Here is a 23,214-nt window from a genome sequence, read left to right as displayed (position 1 = left end):
TCTAACTCTGGGGGCAGGTCAGTAATCCTCAATAACTATCTTAAGTTCATCAATATCCTTAAATTTACTGGTGTAAAAACATTCTGATTTTAAAGTCCCGAAAAAACATTCTGCACAGGCATTATCGAGGCAGTTGCCTTTGCGGGACATACTTTGGATGATGCCAAACTCCCGTAACTGATACTGGTACCATCGATGACGGTATTGCCAGCCCTGATCTGAATGAAGAACCGGATTGGTACCCGCATCAAGCCTGGCAAATGCCTTAATGAGCATGTCATCGATCATCGGCATGGTTGGATGTTCTGAAATACTGTAGGAGATCACTTCGTTATTGAAGAGATCAATAATGGGTGAAAGGTAGAGTTTGCGGCCACTGACGGCGAATTCAGTGACATCGGTGACCCATTTTTCGTTGGGCCGGCTGGCTTTGAAGTTTCGTTGCAGGATATTGTCAGCAGCGCGCCCATGTTCACCCCGCCATGAACTGTAGCGCTTCACTCTTATTGCAGCTTTGAGACGAAGCACATTCATCAGACGTTGAACCACTTTGTGGTTCAACGCTCCTCCCTCTCTTCTGAGCGCCAGTGCTATCCGCCGATAACCATAGCGGCCCAGGTTCTCATCATAATCTCTTTGATTCTGCATTTCACTTCATCGTATTTTCCCGGAGAGCGGAGTGCTTTCAGATGATAGTAAAACGTACTCCTGGGTATCTGAGCTATCTGCAAAAGCTGGTCGAACGAATAGTGCTGCCTCAGTTCGTCGATAATTCTGACCTTATTCCTTACCGAACTAAGGCTTTCAACTTTTTTAAATAAAGTATCCGCAATTCCAGACGGCGGACTTTTTGTTCAAGCTCCTGAATACGTTTATCTTTCGAACGCTCCAGTTCTACCTCAAGCGCAACAGGATCATCAATCATATGAAAGTGCCCTTTTCTTGCCCACACGGAGAGAACGAAGCCCTTCCTCTCCATGTTCGCTGAACACCTTCATCCACTTCCCAACCGAGGCCGAACCCGCGACGTTAAATTTCGCAGCAGCCTGCGTCTGGGAAATCTGTCCCGTCAGTACAGCCTTCACGGCTTCGACTCTGATATCGGGATCGATTGATACGCCCTTATCCCTGGGCTTCAGACCTTCTTCTCCATAAGCATCATAGGCTGCAACCCAAATTCTTACCTGGGTTCTGGGAACGTTAAAGCGAGCTGAAGTTAAGCGATAGCCTTCATCGGTAGCGAAATAGTGCATAACCACTTCGAGGCGCTGTTGAAAGGTGTACTTACGTCTGGACATGGAACTCTCCAATTTGAGAGTCCAACTAAATGGGCGCAGTGCATGTGGTTGGTTAATGAAAATTAACGTCCTACGGGGCTTTCTTCTTTCTGCCTCACAACATCAAAACACTCAAACATCATGAGGCAAAAAGCCTCAAGCGCCGACACCATTATACCGTGTTTACTCTCATCCTCCCAGGGCTGATAAGCTGGTAAGTTAATAACTTTTAAGATGGTTTCCGCCGTGTTTCTGCCCTGCATCCTGGCATCTGCTGGAGTTCAGTCATGAATTTTCCCCTCTGTCGATATGCTCCGGTTACCACTTCTGCGCCGTCCAGTGTAGCGGTTCTGTGCAGACGCAATGCATTGCCAGAACAACCCCCTTGTTCGCCAACTGCGCCCATGTCTGATGTTAACCAAACGACTCAGCTACCAGTTTGAAGATTTACGCCCAAATAGAGGTCTACGCCTATGACAAAATTCTCCAGGCAATATCAGATATCAGTAGCGTCATGTTCGAAAGAGATTTTTAAAGTCACTTTTCCTGATTGTATTTCTTTCAAAATTTAATGAAGGTAAAGTTATTTAGCCAATTGACGCGCCACTTGAATAAGTTATTATTACTTACAAGCGCTCTGAGCTATCAGCAATTTTACAGGCTCAACTATGCCTGTAGAAATATCTTTGCATCGATATTATTTTAAGTAATCAATTATGACACTCACTGCATATTACCAGTTAAGAAATACAAAGTCCTCAGGTCTTGGTTTCGAATTGCTGACCAGTGAACCGGGAGCCTTTATTGTGCTGGAAGAATGCAGTTATGAGAAACCGTATGAAATTGCCCGTTATGGGCATAACGGGAGTGCAGGCGATCGTTCGAATGCGTTCAGCTGCACGATGAATAAAGCCAGTAGCCTGCATAATTACAGTGGAGCAAAGCTGGATTACAACGTTTACGAAGAAACTGCCTGAATCATCCTGTAATAATTGTGTGTAGACTTTGCCCGCCGCTGGCGGGCTTTTTTTATGTGACACCGGACAGGAGCGCCAGGCATCATGACAGCGCCCTATCCTCTCTTGCTTCACTTCCTGTCAGGTTTAAGACGACTATCAAACCGGAACGGTATCTGTTGAGCCTTCTGCACGATCCCGTAAAACTCAGGGTGCTCAGGATTTAACAGATAATTGAACTCTACCGGCGATAAGGCTGAGGGAACACGCAGTGCAACCGAGCTCCTGGTAAATGACCAGGCATCTCCGTAATCAGCCAGTTCCTGAGGCGCATCCTCATCAGCCCAGTTGTCCGGTAATTCATCCATGTTTGCGCTTTGGATTAGTTCATCAGGCACATCGATACTCAGTAGCGTGAAAGAGTCCATTATCTGTGCCGCATGCAGGTGTACCAGCGTCTCCAGCATCGTTAGTGATGCCGTTTCGGAGACATATACCATTGACACCCCCACGCTATTCCAGCGCCCACCAGCCTCTTTCGCACCATATCCGGTCCAGGCCGTAGAAAGATACTTTGTTTTCGTCAGCCTGTAGAGGATCACGAGTACACCCCATGCTCCAGACGTGTAATCAGCTTAATGACCTCATACGCTCCCGTCTCGGATGCCATCAGGTCTGCTGGCACTTTCCAGCTCAATGCCCGGTTAGGTTCATTCAACCACTTCTGTGCGGCTTCCTTGTCGCCTTCAAACAAATCTACCGCCCGATCAATGACGCGGATAATACGTACCAGACGTTCACTTTGTTCCGGGTTAAAACGTGCCTTCACACTGCGGCTAAATGTGGTTGAAGGGATACCGGACATTTTTCTCAGGTCATTCTGGGTTATTCTGGCCCAGTCAGTGATCCGGTTTGCCACCTTCCCGTCCAGGCCTTCATTGATTTGCCCCAGGAGCGCTACGCCATCAGCATTATTTAACCCGGCAACCTGCCAGAGGCGCTGTGGTCTGGCTGGAGTTGAGGACAAACTAAATGTTTTCATAGCAAACCTCCATTTGGTCATTACATTATACCCAAATGGTAACACCGGAGCAAATATCAACCACCAGCAGACGGAAGGCATTTTTCCTGATTGCGATACCTCAGAGTGTAGCGATCGGTATCGAGTCCCACCTCGTTGTGTAGGCTGGAGAGAGCATATCTCTCTTCATTGACCACGCCGGTGCGATGCCCCGACCGGCAAACCATACTTTGCCTGAGTTGTTTATCGTATCCAGTACGTTCATGAGCGCGTCACTGTTTGCATACGACCTCCCTTCATCAAATAACGATAGCTGGGTAACTCCGCAGGGACGGAAATCGTTGAGCATGACACCAGCCTTTGCATAGTTATGTCCGTCTTTCCAGATTTTATCCAGAGCCCGGCCCGCCGCCGCGATAATGTCCCGCGTATCACGTGATGGAATGCAGAGCTGTTCGCTGGAGACTTTGCTGTAATAGGGTTCATGTTTTGAAAAAGTCGAGGTTTTTATGAAAGCTGATACCTGACCGCAGTACTGACGTTCCTGGCTCAATTTTTCCGCAGCACGTTCAGCATACTGGCAAATTGCCTGCCGCATGGATTCATACGTTGTTATACGCTGCCCGAAACATCAAGAAAAAGATTGTGCTCATTAAATGAACAGATCAGGATTTCTATTGAAATTGATAGAAAAAAGAGGCTGCATAGCCTCTTTTTTTCCTCACTTCTCATCCTTTAGGGGGGAATGGATCTTTTCCATGAGAGTCTCTATCTCTGATTTGTCCATTTGGTCGATGAATAACCAGTTCACTTTCCTGATTGCGGGAGATTGAACGAGCCGCATCTATTGCTTCCTGTTGTGTACGATGGGTAGATGTTACCCGTTCATTACCCTCTCCACGTACAGCCCACTTACCATTGTGCGGTACGACATGTTGGTTCTTTCCCATGAGGTTTCCTGACAAGTGTTCGACACCATGTGGTGCCATATTAAATAATAAACACTATATATTGCGTTTCATTTGTGATGAGTCACATTTCCTGTTTTCAACAAAAATACAGAAACATCTTGCGGAGGCGCTGCCCTCCGTTGGTTAAATTAATGCAATGAATATCAGTCTGTTAATGAAATCCATATCCATACAACCTCCTAAAAACCTAAATGCAGAAACAATAAACCACCCTTAATGATTTAAAAATTATCAATCATAAGAAAAAACGATCGATCGTTTTTATAGATCGATTTTATGATATCAATAGATTTTACAGATCAATGTAAAATCATGATTCCTTGCCAGATTTCATTGCATCACAAGCTATGTACCAGCCATGGATGATTTAAGTGCTGGTAACGAACAAAGGAAGGTATAAAAATGAAATTTGAAAAATAATTTAAAATCATGGTGATACCAGCATTTTCAGTTTCAGTAAGCGCAACAGCGTCTAACGCCACCGTATACGCACTTCCTGATGCAAAATCATTTGGCGTCGCCAGCGAAGACCAAAAAGGTTTGATGTTTCTAGGAATGGACAGGAATGCGGACCTAAAGGGTATTTGTTTCGCCATGCTGAAACAGGCTGAATCAAACATCCCTTATGCTGATGTCATCGCAACCACAAATAATAAAGACTTCCGCATGCATGCCCTGCGTCCCAACATTCGTGACAATACCAAAGAGGTCGTATGTTCCTTTGGAACCGATGCATTCGACTACCTGGATAACCTGTCAAAATCCAGTATGAGTTTGGTCAGTATTCGCTTTAATGGTGAACAGCGTCATTTCAGTTTTAACACCAGCTCTTTCAGCAAGTTACTGACGCCCAGTGGAGCCAAAATCGCAGAACAAGCCGCTGATGATTATAAGCGAGGTATCCGCTCTCCTGTCTTTTACAACAAGGCTCCATCTTCAGTCACAGAAAATAAGGACAGGTATGCACTAAGTGACCAGAAACTTAATGAAATCTGGAACAAACTCCCCTCAGAAACCCGTAGAAAATTACTGCCATCGCAGCGGGAGTGGATTAAGCAAAAAGATACCTGCCGTAGGGACACAGAATGCCTTACCGACATGACCAACAAACGCATCAAGATACTCGAGGTGGCAAGATAATGGCTTCAGCAACTCTTATCAGGCTAAACAAAGACGAATGGCAAAAACTTCCAGCAGGCCATTTTTATAACGGAAAGTATCAGATTGGTCCCTTTACCCTCACCTATGAATTTATCGTCAAATACATGACCCTAATCCACAAAACGGAAATACCGGAATCCTGGCTTACCGATAACGGTACCAGTCTTGATGAACGCAGAGTTTTGTACATGGAAGCTAGCGATATTCTGACAAAAGATATCGTAAGAGAAATTCAAAAAACGGTGAAATCTCCTCAGGACCAATTACAGGTTTATCGCAGAAATGATCAGATCATAACCCTCGAAATGATGGAAAAGTAGGATGCTAAAAACTCACAAACATTTGACCAAAATAGTTACAATTTCTCTGGCATTAGCGTTTGCAGTGCTTGTTGTTCATGGTGTCCTTACATCACCTCCGAACCATGACACAGAAACTCCAGATGTTAACTCAAGTACCTCTAAAACCAGCAGAACCGGAAATGGTCAACGTTGTTAATCGGATACATGCTCCTGAAGAGGTTTACAGGCGTTTCCAGGATAACGAATTCAGGGCTACTAATCACTTCAGAACTTGCCGATTAATGGTCACAGGTAGGGTAAAGAACATTGGAACAGCCACCTTTACCAAAGATCTGATCTCCTCCCTGAAAACAGTGCCAGGCTAAACTGAAGTCTCCGGTCTTTCTTCCATCTCACGGAGAGGCACATCGCCATGAAAAAGACCCGCTATACCTAAGAACAGATAGCATTTGCGCTGAAACAGGCCGAAACCGGCACTCGGGTGGAGGAAGTCTGCCGAAAGATGGGCATTTCTGAAGCCACATTTTACAACTGGAAGAAAAAGTTTGGCGGCATGGGCGTGACAGAGCTGCGCCGCCTGCGCCAGCTTGAGGAAGAGAATCAGTGTCTGAAACGTCTGGTGGCTGATTTAAGTCTGGACAAGGAGATGCTGCAGGAAGTTATCAAAAAAAAGTTCTGAGGCCGGCTCAGAAGCGTCAGGCGGTACATTTTCTGCGGGAGGCTTACCGTATCAGTGTTCGGCGGGGATGCGGACTGCTGATGCAGAGCAGAACCGTTTACCACTGGCAGAGCCGGCGGGATGATCGGGCGATAACCCTGCGTATCCGGGAAATAGCAGAAACCCGGATCCGCTACGGTTGCCCGCGTATTCATATTCAGCTGCGGCGGGAAGACTGGCCTGTTAACCACAAGAAAACACACCGAATTTACTGTCTGGAAGGCCTCAACCTGCGCAAAAAGCGCCCCCGCAGGCATGTCAGTGCAGCACATCGTCAGCAACGTCCGGTCCTGACCGGAGTCGATCAGTGCTGGAGTATGGATTTCGTGTCGGATAACCTGTTTAACGGACGACGTTTCCGGGCGCTGACTGTAGTGGATAATTTTAGTCGGGAGTGTGTGGCGATCCATGCCGGAAAGTCGCTGAAAGGTGAGGATGTGGTCGGTATGATGGAAAGGTTACGGGTGCCGGGCAAGCGCCTTCCGGTACGTATTCAGACAGATAACGGCAGCGAGTTTATCTCGAAAAGTCTGGATAAATGGGCGTATGAGCACGGGGTCACAATTGACTTCTCCCGCCCCGGGAAACCAACGGATAACCCGTTTATTGAATCATTTAACGGCAGTCTGCGGGATGAATGCCTGAACATTCACTGGTTCCTGTCGCTGGAAGATGCGCAGGACAAACTCGACCTTCATCCGCAAAAATTTTTCTGTGGTCCTAGAGCAAACGGTACGTGAACTGAACGGGAAAGCTGCCTTTCGCTTGAGGAAGCCCCTCCGACGAAACAGCAAATTGTCTGCAGTCGCAGTTTTGGTGTGAAGATCATGGAGTACGAGTCGCTCCACCAGGCTATCTGTCAGCACGCTGAGCGGGCCTATGAAAAGCTGCGTAAAGAGCACCAGTATTGCCGGCATATTTCCGTTTCCATCAAAACGTCTCCGTTCGCCGTTAAAGAGCCTTACTACGGTAACGTGGCCACGGAGAAACTGCTTACACCCACTCAGGACACCAGGGATATCATTGCTGCCGCCACAACGGCTCTGGAGCGTATCTGGAAGGATGGGCACCGGTATGCCAAAGCCGGAGTTATGCTGAATGATTCCACCGGGTCTGGCGTTTCGCAGCTGCAGCTGTTCGACGAACGCCCGCCTGCCTCACAGTGCTGAGCTGATGATGGTTCTGGACGGGATCAACAACTCAGGGCTGGGTAAAGTATGGTTTGCCGGTAGAGGAATTGCCCCGGAATGGCCGATGAAACGTGAGATGCTTTCATCGGCATATACCACGCGCTGGAAGGAGCTGCCGGTTGCCCGTTTCTGACCGGCGAAATGACAGACGGAACTTGCCGCCAGATCATACTTTACCGATCATGCAGATGACTTGTCTCAGGGGGGAACCATGACAAATATCATTCTGTGTGATGTAACTGCCAGCGTCAGCGAACTTAAAAACGATCCGGTGGGCAGCGCCGGTGCCGGCTGCGGCTACCCGGTCGCTATTATTGACAGCAACCGGCCTGTTTTTTTATTGTGTGCCCGCGGTTCTGTATGAAAAAATGCTCGGTCTTCTGGACGAAAAAGACCTGGCGCAATTGATAACAGAACGTCAAAATCAATATATTTTGTGATCGGACAACGTGACAAACGACATCACAGTGGAGACACTGCTGACGAGGTGATCCAAAGGTCGTAAAAACGGCCGGAACTGGTTACCGGCCGAACGAAGGACCGGCCTACGCGCAGCGGCGGCAACTGGCTTTAAAAATGCTGGCGGAAATTTAAAATTAAGCCGCATACCCTGCGAAATTTTGCAGATTTCACTCAACATGCATGCTTCGTTCATTTCCCAACAGAGCTTTCACCATCGCCTGTAATAGCAGTCCTGCTGCGTGATTACTCCGCTCAACGGGTCACCGGCGCTATGCCAATACCTGTTCGTGACAGGCATTGATGGAACTGCGGTCCCAAACTAATAATGTAACGACGATGCAGGTGGGACCGTGGTCCCAGGCTGAAACCTAAACGACGGTGCAGGTGGGACCGTGGTCCCAGGCTGAAAACCTAAACGACGGTGCAGGTGGGACCGTGGTCCCAGGCTGAAAACCTAAACGACGATACAGGTGGGACCGTGGTCCCAGGCTGAAACCTAAACGACGATGCAGGTGGGACCGTGGTCCCAGGCTGAAAACCTAAACGACGATGCAGGTGGGACCGTGGTCCCAGGCTGAAACCTAAACGACGATGCAGGTGGGACCGTGGTCCCAGGCTGAAAACCTAAACGACGATGCAGGTGGGACCGTGGTCCCAGGCTGAAAACCTAAACGACGATGCAGGTGGGACCGTGGTCCCAGGCTGAAACCTAAACGACGATGCAGGTGGGACCGTGGTCCCAGGCTAAAAACCTAAACGACGATGCAGGTGGGACCGTGGTCCCAGGCTGAAAACCTAAACGACGATGCAGGTGGGACCGTGGTCCCAGTCTGGAAGCCTAAACGACGATGCAGGTGGGACCGTGGTCCCAGGCTGAAAACCTAAACGACGATGCAGGTGGGACCGTGGTCCCAGGCTGAAACCTAAACGACGATGCAGGTGGGACCGTGGTCCCAGGCTGAAAACCTAAACGACGATGCAGGTGGGACCGTGGTCCCAGGCTGAAAACCTAAACGACGATGCAGGTGGGACCGTGGTCCCAGTCTGGAAGCCTAAACGACGATGCAGGTGGGACCGTGGTCCCAGGCTGAAACCTAAACGACGATGCAGGTGGGACCGTGGTCCCAGGCTGAAAACCTAAACGACGATGCAGGTGGGACCGTGGTCCCAGGCTGGAAGCCTAAACGACGATGCAGGTGGGACCGTGGTCCCAGGCTGAAACCTAATCGATAATACAGGTGGGACCGTGGTCCCATAGAGAGTATTCAGGCCAGTTATTTTTTCTGGCCTGTGAGAAAGGAAATGAAGTAAAGGGAGATAACCGTAGACTAAAGCGTGTCCGCATCAAACTCCTAGTTTCTCAAGCTCCTTAAGAATGGCTTCTATTTTCTCTATACACTCCGCAGGAATGCGGGACCTATCCAAGTTAAGCACCATTTTATCGCCCTTGTACAATGCTGTTGCCCCTGGAGCAAACTGATGACGTGAGCTCAGATTAACTCTTGATGCGGAAGATTGTTTCAGTACGGATGTTAAAAGACTAATGACCTCTTCAGCTTCGAAGATTAGTCCCGCTTTCTTCTGATCGTGGAGAGTCTCAGCCTGCTGCTTCAGTAATTCTTCTTTATCTGCAAAAGCCTTCTGAAGGGCTTCACCTGACCGGGCAGACAGTTCTCCAGGATGTGCAAACAGGGCAACAACGGATTTAGGCAGTTTGGCCGTATTGATACAGCGGGTAATGATCTTACGAGAGATGTTTTCCGCATCGGCAAGTGCAGAAATATTTCCAGCAAACTCATTCTGCAGCCGGCTTGTATAACGCAGACCACGTTCATAAGCACTCGTCGGCCGATAATCGTTACCCAGTCGGGACAATGCTGCCATCTGCTCATCGTCCAGTTCACCAACCAGAATGCGATAATCACTTTCCGTCAGGATTGCGGCTTTACGGCGACGGCTGCCGTCTGCAATTTCAATGACATCGGAAACCCGGCGGCCGAAAGCTGGAGTCTGCTGACCAGTCAGTAAAAATGAAGGAATGAGATCATCCAGAGCATCTTCGGTAAGTAGTTCCTGATCGCGCTCATTGCCTGACCATACGCGTGAAGCGCTCTCAACAGAGTCTCCCCGGAGCACTTCAAGGGTAAATTTTACTTCCCGTCCACATACCGGAAGAGAGATGGCATTACCGCGGGCCATAGCACCCACGCGCGCAATTAATGAATCCACCATCGGCGCAGCCGGCGCCGGTGATGAGGTATCTTCAGTCGATTGAGTATGTGTGGTATGTCTTGGAATGACAGGGGCACGCTTCATTATCTAATCTCCCAGCGTGGTTTAATCAGACGATCAAAAATCTCATCGCAAACAGGCTCCCAGATAGAGAGGGCATTACGCCAGGCACCTGTTGAAGAACGTTGATCAATAGCCTGTTCAAAAACGGTTCTCATACGGATCTGACCTTTACCAACTTCATCCGTTTCGCGCACAACATTTTTAAGGACCATGCTTCCCCAGGCATCCCGAATTTGTTCTTCCATCCACGGGGACTGCGAGCCGTTATTATTACTGTATTTGGTAAGCAGAATACGGACATCTGGCTCGAAGCCTTTAAGATCCACGTTCTTAAGCAGGTCACGAAGCATATCGAAAAACTGCAGTGCGGAGGTGTAGTCGAACAGCTCTGCCGGAGTAGGGACAATCAATACATCAGCAGCGCATACAACATTTATCGTACCGATACCAAGGTTGGGTGCACTGTCGATAACAATCACGTCATAATCATGAGCGACCGTTTCAATGGCCAGACGGAGCATCAGGTGCGGGTCAGTAGGTAATTTGCCTTCGTCAAATTTCCCCATCAGCTCAGTTTCAATGCGGTGCAGTGCCAGACAGGACGGGATGATATCAAGGCCAGGCCAGCAGGTGGGCTTAATAGCGTAGCTGGCATCATCCTTTTCCCCAAGATAAAAGGGCAGGAGAGTGTCCTCAGCATGAATATGAAGATCGGGCACCCATCCGTGATACATAGAAGCAGTTCCCTGTGGGTCATTGCCTTCAACGAGAAGAACACGGAGTCCTTTCAGGGCTAGGTCCTGAGCTAGGTGAACAGAAACGGAGGTTTTGTAAACCCCCCCTTTATGAGCCGCAACCCCGATCACCGGAGGGAAAGCATCTTCTGCACGCCGCAGTCGGGTACCGAACACATCCCGCATATGATTGATTTGTTCGATGGTATAACCAACACGTTGTTCAACTCTGCCACGGGTTTCCATATCAGGGTGAGGTAACCGGCCGGCTTTCTCTGCATCCCTGATTGCCTGAGAAGAAACGCCAACCAGATCCGCCGCTTCACCAATTCTCCAGCGGCGGGTGATCTTCCTTGCTTCCGGACTGTCGTCATTAAACTGCGCAATGGCGATAGCCTTCGTCATCTCATGTCCAGCAGTAATGCACTGGTTAAGTATATCCATCAGTCCCATTCTGAGCATCCTTTAATCATCGCTTTGCATCATTTTATTAAATCTTGGGATTATTTGCAAAGCAACAATAAAATCGCAAAGTCATCTGAAAATTGCAAAGCTGACTGTAATGAAAGCTGTAAACCGGAGAAGAGAGGCTCAATCACTTACCGCAGTCAATATTTCTCACTGCCGCTCGCCGTAGTAAGCGATCTCACGAAGTGAGGAAGTGGAAAAGCACAGAGACTGCACAAAGCACGAACGCTACGATGCCGGATACTTCTCCGGATTAGTCTATCTTCATGAAGTTGACTGTGATATGTGAAAAATTGACTATGGTATGAAACTAAACGCCGAGGGCTGGTCAACAACAAAAGAACATTCTACATATCGCAGTCAATATTTAATGTTAAATCAGGGAGAGTTACTCATGCGGCATTCAGATTACCCTTGCAGAACCCCGAATGTGGTGGGGTAGATCTGGCTGGGGATTAACGTTATTCATTGCTTCGATCCAGTAATTGATCCCAAAGAGATCATATTGAGATCCTAAAGAGATCCCCGGATCGCTGCAGCAGGCGCTGTAACTGGCTTGAACGTCATACTGGATCGACTGTGGAATGTAAAAAGTTGACTGCTGTATGCGAAATCTAATACTGTGATATGCAACGGTATTTACTGAGGTATGTATATCCGTTGACTGCGATACGTATAACGACATTCTTTTGTGGATAACCGTTGAGGATCAAGATGACGAGCGAAAATAACAGCTTACCTCTCAATCTTCAGGAAGTGGACAAGACAACCGGCGAAGTTGTTAAGCTGGATGTCAACAGTACCAGTACTGTGCAGCCGGTAGCGCTCATGAGGCTCGGTCTCTTCGTTCCAACCCTGAAATCAACCTCCAGGAGTAAGGCAAACCGTAAAAACGTCACAGATGCCACTGAGGAGCTCGTACAGCTGTCCATCGCCAAAAGCGAAGGGTACACCGACGTTAAGATCACCGGTTCGCGTCTTGATATGGACACGGATTTTAAAGTCTGGCTCGGGATCATTCGCTCGATGTCTGAGTATGGGGTAAAAAGTGACACCCTGGAACTGTCGTTCGTTGAATTCGTTAAGATGTGTGGATTTGACTCACGGCGCTCAAACAAGAAAATGCGGGATCGCATCAGCAATTCCCTGTTTAAACTCGCCTCGGTTACCCTGCAGTTCCAGAGCGAGACCAAAGGATGGACCACCCATCTGGTGCAGTCAGCCTATTATGACATCAACGAGGATATCGTGGAGATCAAGGCTGAACCCAAGCTCTTTGAGCTTTACCATATGGACAGGCGGGTCCTGCTTCGGCTGAAAGCCATTGACGCCCTGCAGCGGAAGGAATCTGCCCAGGCGCTGTATACCTACATCGAGAGCCTTCCCCAGAATCCCGCACCTATCTCCATGAAACGTATGCGGGACCGGCTGAATCTTACCTCAAATGTCTATACGCAGAACCACACGGTCCGAAAGGCTATGGAGCAACTTCGGGATATCGGCTATCTGGATTACACCGAGTTTAAACGTGGCCGGGCGACTTACTTTAGCGTTCATAATCGCAATCCCAAACTCATCAGCGGGACGGTGAAGGTACCGCGCAAGGAGGAAGAAGAGAAGGCGCCGGAGCAGAATTATGACGAAGTCATCAAGGCACTGAAGGCTGCAGGCATCGATCCGCAGAAACTTGCTGAAGCGCTATCGGCGATGAAGCCGGAAAATTGACTGCGATATGCATTACCATGACTGCCGTATGCATACGCAATTAGTTATTGACTGTGAGGTGCATCACGCATACTACAGTCAATATTCGCTCTCCTTCCTGCAGGTAAAGATCGGACAATATTGACTGCAGTATGTCATTTATGGCCAGAATATGCTGATATTGACTGCAGCATGCAAGTTTGACGAGGGTGTTACCCGACCAATTGAGAGCTCTCCACGTGACTGCATCCCACAGTCAATATTTCAGTAAATCCCCGGTGCGCACTGAATGAAGCCACTCAGCAGAGCGTTGATTCCGGCATTGCCATACAAGAGCTGCTAAAACCAGTCCTCCGAAGTTCGTTAATCCTATCGTACCCTCAGCCAGCTTCGCACTGATATCTGCAATCATAAAGAGGAAACCTGATGGCTGTCAGAAATGGCCCGGGACGCAGTCACCGACGATATACTGAATAACGACCTGGCTTACCCGGTTGGAAAGGCCCTCAGGTACATCCCCTGTAACCTGCTGATATCCGGATCGCAGTAAGTTTTATTGTCTGCGGTATGAAGATGTCAGCTGGTCACCAGGGGACCGGGGCTCCTTAATACGAATGATGTCATGGTGCAATGAGAAGGTGAGGCGACACGGGATGCGGTATGAATATTTCTCTCCAGACCCGGATGGAATGATGCCCGGGTCATACTGGATAAGCGTAACGCTTCTGCAGCCGGCACGGTGAGAGACTCAGAAGCGACTGACTGACTCTGCCTCGTCTGGAATGCGTTTGTCTTTATCTCCTTCACTAAGTGGCAAAGCCCCGGCCGCCTGCCCGACAATCTCAGCCGGCCGGTGGCAGGGAGCGAAGGATCTCCGCGGCATCTCGACCGTCAGCGGTAAAGGGAACGGCCAGGGTGGCAGCCATGTCCAGCGCAAATACCCGGGTATAGACTTCCATCGAGCGCGGATCCTTATGCCCGGCCAGCGCCTGGTTGACCTTCCTGAGCTGCCGGTGATAAAGCATGTGCATGATATAGCTGTGCCGGAAGGTATGCGGCGTCACGGCGATCGAAAAATACACGCCATCAGCTTCAGCCCGCTTCACCGCCTGTTTCAGCCAGTTGCGCATTGTCTCATCCGTGACCGGCCATAACGGCTCCCGCCGGCGGGGCGGGTGGTGACCATCCAGCTTTCCATCTGACGCACAAAACTGCCATCCGTCAGCGGCACCAGGCGCACTTCATCTTTTGGCGGCCGCCCGCGGCGCGCCCGCACTTTCTCCGAAAGCACCCTAACAAAAGGGCGCAGACCATCCTGGTCGAAGGATTCCGGGGTGAGCGTCCGGGCTTCACCGATACGGCTCCCGGTATTCCACATGGTGGCGAACAACATGTGGTGACGCTGGTCCGGCATATACCAGAGGAGGGCGCTCACTTCCGGCGCAAGGAGGTAAGCCGGCGTGGCACCTGTTGAGGTGGCCATCCGCCGGAGTGCCACCGCGGTCGCAAAATCAACGCCCGGGGCGGATCGGCAGCAGGGAGACGCGATCTGGTGAATTCTGCAGGGGAATGATGCTGTTCATGAGTTATTTTTCACGTAGCGCACAACGGGTTTGGATACAGCTATTCTGGCCTGAAGCGGCTGATCCTGCCATGACAATAAATCGCAGCGCGCGGATCCTTTTGTTGTCTTATCCCACATTATTGCGGGTAAAACCAAATGCGTAAAGGATCCTTTTGCGGTTAAGATCTATGCTTAAGCCAGTTATGACGCGGCCTGCAGGCACTTTCGTCGTTTTTGGGAGAAATGGGGTAATGCCAGGACAAACAGCTATGTTGACACTGGCAGTAATGGAGACGAGAAACGGCTACCTTCCAGATGCGATCGGCAGGAATGATCTTTAACATGTTCCGTCTGTGGTTGTGTAAGGGTAGTCAGTACGGCAGTGACGACTGGCACCGCTTCTGCGGGCCAATAACCTGGCACCGAGCTTGAGCCGGCGTGGCAACTGCCAGGATAATGCGGTGGCCGAATTGTTCTTCAGTTCACTGAAAAAAGAACGCATTAGTAAGAGAACATACCAAACCGGGATCTGGCCCGGGCGGATGTCTTCGATTACATTGAAGTGTTCTACAATCCGACCCGGCGCCACAGTCATCCCGGCGGCGTCAGTCCGGAGGCCTTCGAACAGGCCTCGTCGTGAGGACAGAATTTGTCTACAGGCATGGGGTCAGTCCATAGTTACATCTAATGTATCCTATGAACCGAGCGTATTTTCCCCATTAAGGGAAGTATCTTTTTTTGAAATTCCCGTAAAACGGGAATGATAAGATAGAAAAGTTACTTTTGTAGTTGAGCATTTGCATTAAGACGCATGCACGTTAGAACCGCGTCAGATGGGACCCCTGGATTTCGGGCCAGTATGACGGACAAGAGGAAAAGACCTAAGCGAAGGCAAGCGGCAGGATCAATACTAATTTTATGTATAAAATTAATGTCTCTCTCGTCTTTGTTGATAGCTACAACTCCCCCCTCCATCATTGCTGTAGATTTACCATCAAAAGTAACTTTTACGTTTTTGTAGACTTGCTTATTATGGTGCTTTGTTTTTTTATCTTTCAGAACAGCCTCATGAGTAAGGCGAAGAAACGCCATACACAAGGTGATCACTTCATCATCACTCAGCTTTGTTGAAAAGGCCTTTTGACCAGTCCAGTCAAAACTTCCCGGCTTCGATACTAAAGGCCCCGCAAGGATAAGATTCACACTGCCATTTGTCTCAGAAAAATTGAGCTCAAGCGCTGTCTTACCGGAATTAAATACCTTTTCATTTCGGTAAGGTTGATGCTGTGGTACATCGTTATTTATATTTTCCACCAAATATGTCCTTCACCTTCGTTGATTAAATTCTTCACCAGACCAATGTAGGTATACCCTCTAGGTTGCTTCATCGCAAAAATATAAGCACTGGTCTCCAGCATTAGATAGTCTCCTGAGGGAACACCAGGAGGAACCTCTGTAGATCTAAGGATTTTAGTGTGCTCCTTTTTAACTTTGACCCTGGCCCAAATTCAGTGCAGTGCTAAATCAGAGAGCTTCGTCTTTCCGGAGACTTCGGATGAATTCAGCCGGAGTCATGTCATTTAATGATGAATGCGTTCTCTCATGATTATATTCCCTGCGCCAGTTGTCGAGTTTGTCCTGCGCATCTTCCAGTGAGAGAAACCAGTGAATGTTCAGGCATTCATCCTGCAGACTGCCGTTAAATGATTCAATAAACGGGTTATCCGTTGGTTTTCCGGGGCGGGAGAAGTCCATTGTAACACCGTGCTCATACGCCCATTTATCCAGACTTTTCGAGATAAACTCGCTGCCGTTATCTGTCTGAATACGTACCGGCAGGCGCTTGCCCGGCACCCGCAACCTTTCCATCACACCGACCACATCCTCACCTTTCAGCGACTTTCCGGCATGGATCGCCACACACTCCCGACTAAAATTATCCACTACAGTCAGCGCCCGGAAACGTCGTCCGTTAAACAGGTTATCCGACACGAAATCCATACTCCAGCACTGATCGACTCCGGTCAGGACCGGACGTTGCTGACGATGTGCTGCACTGACATGCCTGCGGGGGCGCTTTTTGCGCAGGTTGAGGCCTTCCAGACAGTAAATCCGGTGTGTTTTCTTGTGGTTAACAGGCCAGTCTTCCCGCCGCAGCTGAATATGAATACGCGGGCAACCGTAGCGGATCCGGGTTTCTGCTATTTCCCGGATACGCAGGGTTATCGCCCGATCATCCCGCCGGCTCTGCCAGTGGTAAACGGTTCTGCTCTGCATCAGCAGTCCGCATCCCCGCCGGACACTGATACGGTAAGCCTCCCGCAGAAAATGCACCGCCTGACGCTTCTGAGCCGACCTCAGAACTTTTGTTTCAGTATCTCCTGCAGCATCTCCTTGTCCAGACTTAAATCGGCCACCAGATGTTTCAGACGCTGATTTTCATCCTCCAGTTACCGCAGACGCCACAGTTCGGTCACGCCCAGACCAGCGAATTTCTTCTTCCAGTTAATGGGATGGACTACCTCCTCCCGCTGCGGTTAACTGTACGAAATGTGCTCACCAGGAGAATCACCATGAATATCGTATTTCTGGGTATTGATCTGGCTAAAAATGTTTTTCAGCTCTGCGGGTTAAACCAGGCCGGCAAACCGGTTTATACGAAACGAACTGGCCGAAAAGAATTGCTCTAGACGCTGGCAAATATTCCTGCATGTCTGATTGGGATCGAAGCGTCCACCGGGGCATTTTACTGGCAGCGTGAGTTTGAGAAACTGGGGCACAAAGCAAAGGTCATCAGTCCTCAGTATGTAAAACCCTTTGTCCACGGGCAAAAAAATGATGGTAATGATGCACAGGCCATCGCAGTGGCTCTGATGGAACCGACAATGCAGTTCGTGTCGCCAAAAAGCCCCGAACAGCAGGATATCCAGGCTTTACACCGGGCAAGGCAGCGTATTGTCAATCACCGCACTGCTACAGTCTGTCAAATAAGAGGGCTGTTACTTGACCGGGGGATCCCCATTGGCAGTGCTGTCTCCAGAGCTCGCCGGGCTATTCCTCTTATCCTTGAAGATGCAGAAAACGGTCTAAGTTCCCGTATGCGCAGAACAATTGCCGAGCTCTATGATCTCTTTAACGATCTCGAGCGTCGGATCCATTTTTTTGATAAGGAAATTGAAACAGTATTCAGGCAATCAGAAGCCTGTCAGCGTATCGCCAGAGTTAAAGGCATTGGCCCTAAAACGGCCACTGCCGTTGTTGCTGCTATTGGCAAAGGAACTGAATTTAAGAATGGCCGCCACATTGCTGCATGGCTGGGTCTGGTTCCACGCCAGCATTCGAGTGGCGACAGACAAGTGCTGATGAATATGACGAAAAAAGGCGACAAGCATCTGCGGACACTTTTTATTCATGGTGCCTGCTCTGTCGTCAGGGTTGCCACGAATAACGATGATGGCCATATGAATCAGTGGGTTAACCAGTTAAAGGAACGGCGCGGATTTAATAAAACGACCGTGGCGGTCGCTAACAAAAACGCGCGAATAATCTGGTCGATGCTGAGAAATGAGACCGAGTATCAGGTAGTGTGAAATTAATCCCCTGCCAGAAAAAGTTGCAGCGTACTGAGAAATGGTGACAGGTTGCACCTGCACAATCGGAACCTGATTTTTATACTGGCCTCAGAGGCCGTCCAGTTGTTGAGGCGATTGTGTGCGAATTCCCCATTTGGCACAGATTTTCCTGATGCCGGATAGATGTAAGCAACAACCCAAAACCAGATTAAGTACTTGTAAAAAGGAGGTAGTCCATAGATGTAAAAAGTGGCCTCAGAAATACCCATCATTCGGCAGACTTCCTCCACCCGAGTGCCGGTTTCGGCCTGTTTCAGCGCAAATGCTATCTGTTCTTCGGTATAGCGGGTCTTTTGCATGGCGATGTGCCTCTCTGTGAGATGGAAGTAAGACCGGAGACTTCAGTTTAGCCTGGCACTGTTTTCAGGGAGGAGATCAGTTTCAGCCATCAGCCGGTATTCTTCCGGCGTCAGGTTATTCAGGGATTCGTAGAGGCGCTCGCCGTTATATGCAGCCACGCATAGTACCCGGCCCGGGCGACATTCAGTACCCGATACATCGTCATGACACCACATACAGTGCAGTGCTCATTGATAAAGCGGTACTTCAGCCTGGCTCCCTTGCAAAGTACCGCGCGGCCTTTTTCAGGATATCCCATTTTTCTTCGGTTCGTTTTAGCTGCGCCCGGAGTTTCAGGGTCTCGCTTTTAGCTTCCAGTATACCCCGGGCATACTGCTCGCTGTTATCAGGTTTGATAGCCCGTAGCCACTTGTAGAGGCTGTGTGCAGAAACACCCAGACGGTCAGATACTTCGGCGACGGAATAACCGCATTCCGTTATTTGACGGACGGCTTCTTCCTTAAATTCAGGTGTAAATCGTGGTGTGCCCATAGGCTCCTCCTGTGCTCACACTATAGGGCAGGATCATCTACCGGGGCGGGGTCAGTCCAGCATTAGTCGGCGTAGTGGCTATTATAGCCGTTGCATCTACCTGGTATCCAAAAGACCGTAAAATTAATTTTTATATTTTCCTGTTGAGTTTAGTTACTTTTTTGGGACTGGTTGTTTTGGGATTCCTTAACTGGTTCATTGAAGGCTCAGCTTATGGGGCTCTTGTCAGCTGCGTATGTATTATTTTCCTCTGCATGACCCGGCTCCGGTTGATTGTGTATCGCTATAACGTGAAGTCGAGTGTTAAACGAATTGTAGCTTCCGTTAAGGAAGGTAAAAGAGTGGCTTTTATTGCGCACCAAAATTTGGAGCTGAGGGAAGTCGTGGTATCAATGTTCAGCTCAATGCTTCCAGAGCAGTCGCGTGTTATACATGGACCATTTGGTTTCGGAATGGATAATGAGATTGAATTCATTAAACAGCGAAACAGCGCGGATGAAGGGTATCTCGTTATTTTTCTTAACCAGCAAGACTCTTACTCCTGGTTAAAACTCATCGCGGGTGAATCACCTGAAAAAGCGATTGCGTACAACTTTGACTTCATCCCTGATCTGGAGAGTGAACATGAAACTAAATGAGACGTCTGGCGTATGCGATGATGTGCATCTAAATACATTTGTCATCGACCCGGCAACAGCCCGACGTTTTGAGTGCGTTAAAGAGATGGTTCGTAAGCAGGGGTTCAATAACATCACGGAGCCGGAAATCATTGATGCCATATTGTCTGAAATAACAGCTGCAGATGCAGCCGGAATTTTTATTGAGTACAAGTTAAAAGCCACCAAACCTTTGCTTTCTACAGATTAGGGCTTTACAGAGCTTTTTTTTATGTTTTCATATTCATAAATTAGAAAATGAGAACCAGTAAATTGAATATGATTTTAAAAGAAGAAATTGTTTTGGGTATCTACAGCTGGCTTCATATGACTCCGGTCAGCATGCTGGTAAGAAACATAACCAGCGACCAGGGAGGGGATTACGCGATCGTCCGCTTTACCGTCGATAGCCGGGGGGTCCAGATGGGGCCTAAGGCACAGGGCCAGCTTCTTTGTTCATTCGGGTTTAATGTAAAGGAATCCTGTGAGGCCGACCCAAAAGACGGTCCAGGCCTCATAAAGGCCGAAATGATGAACGGTGTTATGCAGCTGGTACCGGAATGCATTGAGCTCACAGACAGCCAAACCCAGGCAATCAGGAAAGAAGTAACCGTGTTTAACAGGGTTTGTGCAATGCAACTCCTGGGGGGGCATGGGAATGCAAGGTCTCTGTGGGAGAAAGAAATTCTTCCCCGGATGAAAGTGCGCAGACAACTACATTGAGGCAAGGCGATGAGCAAAGTGCATTGTATTAGTGGTATTACCTGGAAAAACTCCGATAGCGCGTCTTTCAAAGTATATGCCAGCATTGCTGCTGTATTAAGCCTTGGCCTGGTCACAGCTACCGTCAGGAACTATGAAATTCTACAACTGACTGTTCCGTATACCTGGTATGTCTTCTTCACTGCATTCTGGCTTCTGTTCCCGTCCTTCACGGTCTCTTTCCGGGAGCGGGAAGGGCGTTTGTTTACCTCGATGGGTTTTTACGGGTTAAAACTGGTCACTCTCGACCGCCCTGTCTCCGATGGGTACTGGCTGGTCACGATGGAGAAAAACCGTTACCGCCTCGTCAGAGTATGCAGGGACGGGCGACGCCAGCCTGTATGGCTGACGTTTAAGTCTTTACCAGAGTTTGTTTAACGATTACCGTCGCACGTTCAGGAATACGATACGGGAGACGATATGAATACTGACTTTGCCCATTACAACGAAGAGCAACTACGCAAACTCGGTGAGCTGCACAGTTTACTCCGTCACAGCGATATCGGCTCATCTTACCTTGCCACGCTCCCGGAGCCCCGTAGTGTTGAGGAGTTGAATCCTCCACAGGAAATCAATGTGACTCATTCGGTACCCGACGTCGACACCCTGGTGGATATTTACCGGCAGCAGCGGGTTGATAAAGTCCATGTCAGGGATGAGCATTATTCAACCAAAATCACCCGAAAATATCCCGGGTTCGTTGTGGTCAGAAACAATCATGATCAGGTGATGTCGCTGGTGGGTGAAATCAACCGGCTTCGCGACAAATTTGCTGATGCTGTAAAAGCTATCACTCATTACCAGGACTCCCGGTCAGAAATTCTGCATCAGGTTTACCCGTGGCTGGTGACTTTACAGGTGTCCCGTAATATCCGGATCGTTACTGAGCAAATTCGCTCCCTGGGGTTCACCTGGCAAATCCCTGTCATTCATAAATTTACCCGGCTGGAAACGGTTATCGACCGCTTACGCAGGGAGATAACTGAGCTCCAGCCGGATATCAGTCTGACAAAACAGGATGTTGAACGGCTGAAACAGGAACGAACCGAAGAAATCATGATGCTGTCGTTGCTCAATGATGAAGTGAGTCATGACGATGAAAATTTGAGAAAATTTCGGCTTATCCGGGAAAGTAACTTTCCGGCTGTTAACGTCAATATCCGGTACACCAGTCCTGAAGATCCAGATGATGTTCATGGGCCGTACAAACTCAACTTTCGCGCGCCTTTACCATTAATTTTGTTCAGCGAACCGGGCCGGTTTAATCCGTTAAAAAATTACGTAAAAGGTGAAAGGCAGAAGCGCGGCGATTTTAATGAAAAATATCGTTCTGTCCTGCCCCGTATAGGGCTGGTGGAAGTCATCAGGGAGTCAAAATGAGCCGGATTTTAACCGGGATTTGTGAAGCTGATCCGGCCAGGAGGTTATACAAAGTGGCCGTCAGTAGGGGAAACACTTTTCTGTCTGCAAAAGAACGTTTTCGTGTACAGGTCTGTTTCAAAAATGCCATAACACATCCAGATGAAGATCGGCTGCTGGCCGAGCTGTTGACTGTTCATCACTTCCTGGCTGACACCTCTATTTTATGGCATATGGAGCAAAAAACTTATGCATGCACCACGACATGGGCCACCACGTCCACATGGCTGCCAGAGATATATCAGCGTCAGGCCAGCACGCCCAATGTGGTAAAGATTATCAAATTTATGCACGCCCGGTTTCCAGGCCTTAAAACGGTTGCAGAAACAAATGAGCAGGGTTACGAACAGGCGCTTACCAGTGTGGATTTTGAAATTCCTTACTGGCCGGTGCTGCCGAAATTCGAATCTGATATAGGAACGATACAGGTAACGATTGCCGGGATGATCCGTTACACAGAAACGATGAGCAATAAAGATTGTAAAACCCCTCTCGACTTAATGATAAAAAGTTTTAAGTCAGGGTTGATCCCGATAGAGAAAATGCCGTTGAGTAAGACTGAAAGGCTTATGCCTCTGAATATCAACACCGCTGGTAAGATATTTACACACGCGACATGGCCGAGATGTCGTTACATTTTCGTACCGGATGAGGCGGGAGTAATGAAACTGGTTAACGTGGTCAAATTAAGATTAAAGCCTCTGGAGGAAAAATGACTTACGCTATTTTCTTGTTAGTAACTGCTGTTTGTGCATTCGGATTAAATTATCTGACAAACAAAATCTGTTCCGGTACGGGTATGATTAACCAGAGTGGAGGCTCTAATGTACACGCCTTACGGTGTATCACATCGTTCCTCCTTCTCCTTGTCTCACTCTGGCTTCCTGTCAAACCTGCCGTGATCAATCTGGCAGTAGAGTTTGCTGCACTGGTGAATTTCATTGCATCTGTCACTCTCTATACCGTTGCAAATTTCCGGGCAAAACGGAGATTAAAAAAACAAAGAAAAGAAGAAAAAGCTGCTCAAAAAGGATAATCCATGATATCGCCTCTCATTTTCATTCGTGAGACGCACCAGAACTGATTCAGGC

The 23,214-nt window shown here is 48.7% G+C and carries 17 protein-coding genes and 11 pseudogenes; 16 read left to right on the top strand and 12 right to left on the bottom strand.

All coding sequences use genetic code 11. The features are described from left to right. Positions 1–21: 21 nt before the first annotated feature. Positions 22–1,298, bottom strand: a pseudogene (locus AB1E37_RS26230) (IS3 family transposase); the annotation flags it as partial. Between the two features lie 695 nt (positions 1,299–1,993). Here AB1E37_RS26230 and AB1E37_RS26225 point away from each other — a divergent pair. Beyond that, positions 1,994–2,254, top strand: a complete 261-nt coding sequence (locus AB1E37_RS26225; RefSeq protein ID WP_048291871.1) for a hypothetical protein — start codon at positions 1,994–1,996, stop codon at positions 2,252–2,254. A gap of 110 nt (positions 2,255–2,364) precedes the next feature. On the opposite strand, the gene AB1E37_RS26220 is transcribed toward AB1E37_RS26225, so the two are convergent. From AB1E37_RS26220 to AB1E37_RS26205, 4 genes and pseudogenes are all read right to left on the bottom strand, one after another. Next, complete coding sequence (locus AB1E37_RS26220; RefSeq protein WP_004144067.1) at positions 2,365–2,835, bottom strand: RES family NAD+ phosphorylase; 471 nt, start codon at positions 2,833–2,835, stop codon at positions 2,365–2,367. Further along, the gene (locus AB1E37_RS26215) at positions 2,832–3,275 is read right to left on the bottom strand and encodes an antitoxin Xre/MbcA/ParS toxin-binding domain-containing protein (RefSeq protein WP_004026357.1); all 444 of its coding nucleotides are present in this window, start codon (positions 3,273–3,275) and stop codon (positions 2,832–2,834) included. Before AB1E37_RS26215 ends, AB1E37_RS26220 begins: the two co-directional genes overlap by 4 nt. A gap of 100 nt (positions 3,276–3,375) precedes the next feature. Next, positions 3,376–3,882 (bottom strand): annotated as a pseudogene (locus AB1E37_RS26210) (DUF4113 domain-containing protein); the annotation flags it as partial. A gap of 100 nt (positions 3,883–3,982) precedes the next feature. Next, positions 3,983–4,204, bottom strand: coding sequence for a DUF2188 domain-containing protein (locus AB1E37_RS26205; protein ID WP_072060588.1), 222 nt, complete (start codon positions 4,202–4,204; stop codon positions 3,983–3,985). Positions 4,205–4,654: 450 nt separating this feature from the next. On the opposite strand from AB1E37_RS26205, the gene AB1E37_RS26200 reads away from it, so the two are divergent. From AB1E37_RS26200 to AB1E37_RS26180, 5 genes and pseudogenes are all read left to right on the top strand, one after another. After that, positions 4,655–5,365 carry a lysozyme inhibitor LprI family protein gene (locus AB1E37_RS26200; RefSeq protein ID WP_063444649.1) on the top strand — a complete coding sequence of 237 codons (711 nt, stop codon included), beginning with the start codon at positions 4,655–4,657 and terminating at the stop codon, positions 5,363–5,365. Further along, positions 5,365–5,706 (top strand): hypothetical protein, encoded by a 342-nt coding sequence (locus AB1E37_RS26195; RefSeq protein ID WP_048291869.1) that lies wholly within the window; start codon positions 5,365–5,367, stop codon positions 5,704–5,706. Before AB1E37_RS26200 ends, AB1E37_RS26195 begins: the two co-directional genes overlap by 1 nt. A 424-nt stretch (positions 5,707–6,130) precedes the next feature. Beyond that, positions 6,131–7,098 (top strand): annotated as a pseudogene (locus tag AB1E37_RS26190) (IS3 family transposase); the annotation flags it as partial. Between the two features lies 1 nt (position 7,099). After that, positions 7,100–7,729: pseudogene (locus tag AB1E37_RS26185) on the top strand (DUF4113 domain-containing protein); the annotation flags it as partial. Positions 7,730–7,807: 78 nt separating this feature from the next. Next, positions 7,808–8,036 (top strand): annotated as a pseudogene (locus AB1E37_RS26180) (type II toxin-antitoxin system Phd/YefM family antitoxin). A gap of 1,366 nt (positions 8,037–9,402) precedes the next feature. Here the strand turns inward: AB1E37_RS26180 and AB1E37_RS26175 are convergent. Continuing rightward, a complete protein-coding gene (locus AB1E37_RS26175; RefSeq protein ID WP_004117790.1) occupies positions 9,403–10,374 on the bottom strand; it encodes a ParB/RepB/Spo0J family plasmid partition protein in 972 nt (323 codons plus the stop codon). After that, on the bottom strand, positions 10,374–11,540 hold the full coding sequence (sopA, locus tag AB1E37_RS26170; RefSeq protein ID WP_004211841.1) for a plasmid-partitioning protein SopA: 1,167 nt from the start codon (positions 11,538–11,540) through the stop codon (positions 10,374–10,376). Before sopA ends, AB1E37_RS26175 begins: the two co-directional genes overlap by 1 nt. A 729-nt stretch (positions 11,541–12,269) precedes the next feature. Between sopA and AB1E37_RS26165 the strand changes: the two genes are divergently transcribed. Further along, the gene (locus AB1E37_RS26165) at positions 12,270–13,280 is read left to right on the top strand and encodes a RepB family plasmid replication initiator protein (protein ID WP_048291867.1); all 1,011 of its coding nucleotides are present in this window, start codon (positions 12,270–12,272) and stop codon (positions 13,278–13,280) included. 821 nt (positions 13,281–14,101) lie between these two features. Here the strand turns inward: AB1E37_RS26165 and AB1E37_RS26160 are convergent. Continuing rightward, a pseudogene (locus AB1E37_RS26160) lies at positions 14,102–14,842 on the bottom strand (tyrosine-type recombinase/integrase). Positions 14,843–15,189: 347 nt separating this feature from the next. On the opposite strand from AB1E37_RS26160, the pseudogene AB1E37_RS26155 reads away from it, so the two are divergent. Then, positions 15,190–15,463, top strand: a pseudogene (locus tag AB1E37_RS26155) (IS3 family transposase); the annotation flags it as partial. A gap of 137 nt (positions 15,464–15,600) precedes the next feature. Here AB1E37_RS26155 and AB1E37_RS26150 read toward each other — a convergent pair. Together AB1E37_RS26150 and AB1E37_RS26145 are read right to left on the bottom strand one after the other, a co-directional pair. Continuing rightward, positions 15,601–16,137 carry a hypothetical protein gene (locus AB1E37_RS26150; RefSeq protein ID WP_032414401.1) on the bottom strand — a complete coding sequence of 179 codons (537 nt, stop codon included), beginning with the start codon at positions 16,135–16,137 and terminating at the stop codon, positions 15,601–15,603. Positions 16,138–16,347: 210 nt separating this feature from the next. Then, positions 16,348–17,330 (bottom strand): annotated as a pseudogene (locus AB1E37_RS26145) (IS3 family transposase); the annotation flags it as partial. 66 nt (positions 17,331–17,396) lie between these two features. On the opposite strand from AB1E37_RS26145, the pseudogene AB1E37_RS26140 reads away from it, so the two are divergent. After that, a pseudogene (locus AB1E37_RS26140) lies at positions 17,397–18,413 on the top strand (IS110 family transposase). Between the two features lie 224 nt (positions 18,414–18,637). Here the strand turns inward: AB1E37_RS26140 and AB1E37_RS26135 are convergent. Beyond that, positions 18,638–18,754: pseudogene (locus AB1E37_RS26135) on the bottom strand (transposase); the annotation flags it as partial. A gap of 149 nt (positions 18,755–18,903) precedes the next feature. After that, positions 18,904–19,286, bottom strand: a pseudogene (locus tag AB1E37_RS26130) (transposase); the annotation flags it as partial. Positions 19,287–19,360: 74 nt separating this feature from the next. Between AB1E37_RS26130 and AB1E37_RS26125 the strand changes: the two are divergent. From AB1E37_RS26125 to AB1E37_RS26095, 7 genes are read left to right on the top strand one after another with little or no spacing between them, the layout of a single operon-like run. Next, a complete protein-coding gene (locus AB1E37_RS26125; protein WP_224324662.1) occupies positions 19,361–19,924 on the top strand; it encodes a hypothetical protein in 564 nt (187 codons plus the stop codon). Then, positions 19,911–20,153 carry a hypothetical protein gene (locus tag AB1E37_RS26120; RefSeq protein ID WP_004026547.1) on the top strand — a complete coding sequence of 81 codons (243 nt, stop codon included), beginning with the start codon at positions 19,911–19,913 and terminating at the stop codon, positions 20,151–20,153. The genes AB1E37_RS26125 and AB1E37_RS26120 overlap by 14 nt, the downstream gene beginning before the upstream one ends. Positions 20,154–20,200: 47 nt before the next feature. Continuing rightward, positions 20,201–20,665, top strand: coding sequence for a hypothetical protein (locus AB1E37_RS26115; RefSeq protein ID WP_004181762.1), 465 nt, complete (start codon positions 20,201–20,203; stop codon positions 20,663–20,665). Between the two features lie 9 nt (positions 20,666–20,674). Beyond that, on the top strand, positions 20,675–21,082 hold the full coding sequence (locus AB1E37_RS26110) for a hypothetical protein (protein ID WP_024198103.1): 408 nt from the start codon (positions 20,675–20,677) through the stop codon (positions 21,080–21,082). 42 nt (positions 21,083–21,124) lie between these two features. Then, on the top strand, positions 21,125–22,084 hold the full coding sequence (locus tag AB1E37_RS26105; RefSeq protein ID WP_004026549.1) for a DNA replication terminus site-binding protein: 960 nt from the start codon (positions 21,125–21,127) through the stop codon (positions 22,082–22,084). Next, entirely contained in the window at positions 22,081–22,839 is a 759-nt protein-coding gene (locus AB1E37_RS26100) for a hypothetical protein (RefSeq protein ID WP_004181760.1), read from the top strand. The genes AB1E37_RS26105 and AB1E37_RS26100 overlap by 4 nt, the downstream gene beginning before the upstream one ends. Further along, a complete protein-coding gene (locus AB1E37_RS26095; protein ID WP_004186935.1) occupies positions 22,836–23,159 on the top strand; it encodes a hypothetical protein in 324 nt (107 codons plus the stop codon). The genes AB1E37_RS26100 and AB1E37_RS26095 overlap by 4 nt, the downstream gene beginning before the upstream one ends. Positions 23,160–23,214 lie beyond the last annotated feature (55 nt).

Source organism: Klebsiella sp. Shm-1, assembly GCF_040804525.1.
Taxonomy (GTDB): domain Bacteria; phylum Pseudomonadota; class Gammaproteobacteria; order Enterobacterales; family Enterobacteriaceae; genus Klebsiella; species Klebsiella pneumoniae.
The sequence above is the reverse complement of the archived record's forward strand: the minus strand, read 5'-3'. Positions and strand labels throughout refer to the sequence as shown.

Bases quoted from the DNA above. Each gene is read 5' to 3' on its own strand.
- AB1E37_RS26165 (WP_048291867.1), top strand. From the start codon at position 12,270: ATGACGAGCGAAAATAACAGCTTACCTCTCAATCTTCAGGAAGTGGAC.
- AB1E37_RS26115 (WP_004181762.1), top strand. From the start codon at position 20,201: ATGAGAACCAGTAAATTGAATATGATTTTAAAAGAAGAAATTGTTTTG.
- AB1E37_RS26195 (WP_048291869.1), top strand. From the start codon at position 5,365: ATGGCTTCAGCAACTCTTATCAGGCTAAACAAAGACGAATGGCAAAAA.
- AB1E37_RS26095 (WP_004186935.1), top strand. From the start codon at position 22,836: ATGACTTACGCTATTTTCTTGTTAGTAACTGCTGTTTGTGCATTCGGA.
- AB1E37_RS26110 (WP_024198103.1), top strand. From the start codon at position 20,675: ATGAGCAAAGTGCATTGTATTAGTGGTATTACCTGGAAAAACTCCGAT.
- AB1E37_RS26120 (WP_004026547.1), top strand. From the start codon at position 19,911: ATGAAACTAAATGAGACGTCTGGCGTATGCGATGATGTGCATCTAAAT.
- AB1E37_RS26205 (WP_072060588.1), bottom strand. From the start codon at position 4,204: ATGGGAAAGAACCAACATGTCGTACCGCACAATGGTAAGTGGGCTGTA.
- AB1E37_RS26100 (WP_004181760.1), top strand. From the start codon at position 22,081: ATGAGCCGGATTTTAACCGGGATTTGTGAAGCTGATCCGGCCAGGAGG.
- AB1E37_RS26105 (WP_004026549.1), top strand. From the start codon at position 21,125: ATGAATACTGACTTTGCCCATTACAACGAAGAGCAACTACGCAAACTC.
- AB1E37_RS26175 (WP_004117790.1), bottom strand. From the start codon at position 10,374: ATGAAGCGTGCCCCTGTCATTCCAAGACATACCACACATACTCAATCG.
- sopA (WP_004211841.1), bottom strand. From the start codon at position 11,540: ATGGGACTGATGGATATACTTAACCAGTGCATTACTGCTGGACATGAG.
- AB1E37_RS26225 (WP_048291871.1), top strand. From the start codon at position 1,994: ATGACACTCACTGCATATTACCAGTTAAGAAATACAAAGTCCTCAGGT.
- AB1E37_RS26215 (WP_004026357.1), bottom strand. From the start codon at position 3,275: ATGAAAACATTTAGTTTGTCCTCAACTCCAGCCAGACCACAGCGCCTC.
- AB1E37_RS26200 (WP_063444649.1), top strand. From the start codon at position 4,655: ATGGTGATACCAGCATTTTCAGTTTCAGTAAGCGCAACAGCGTCTAAC.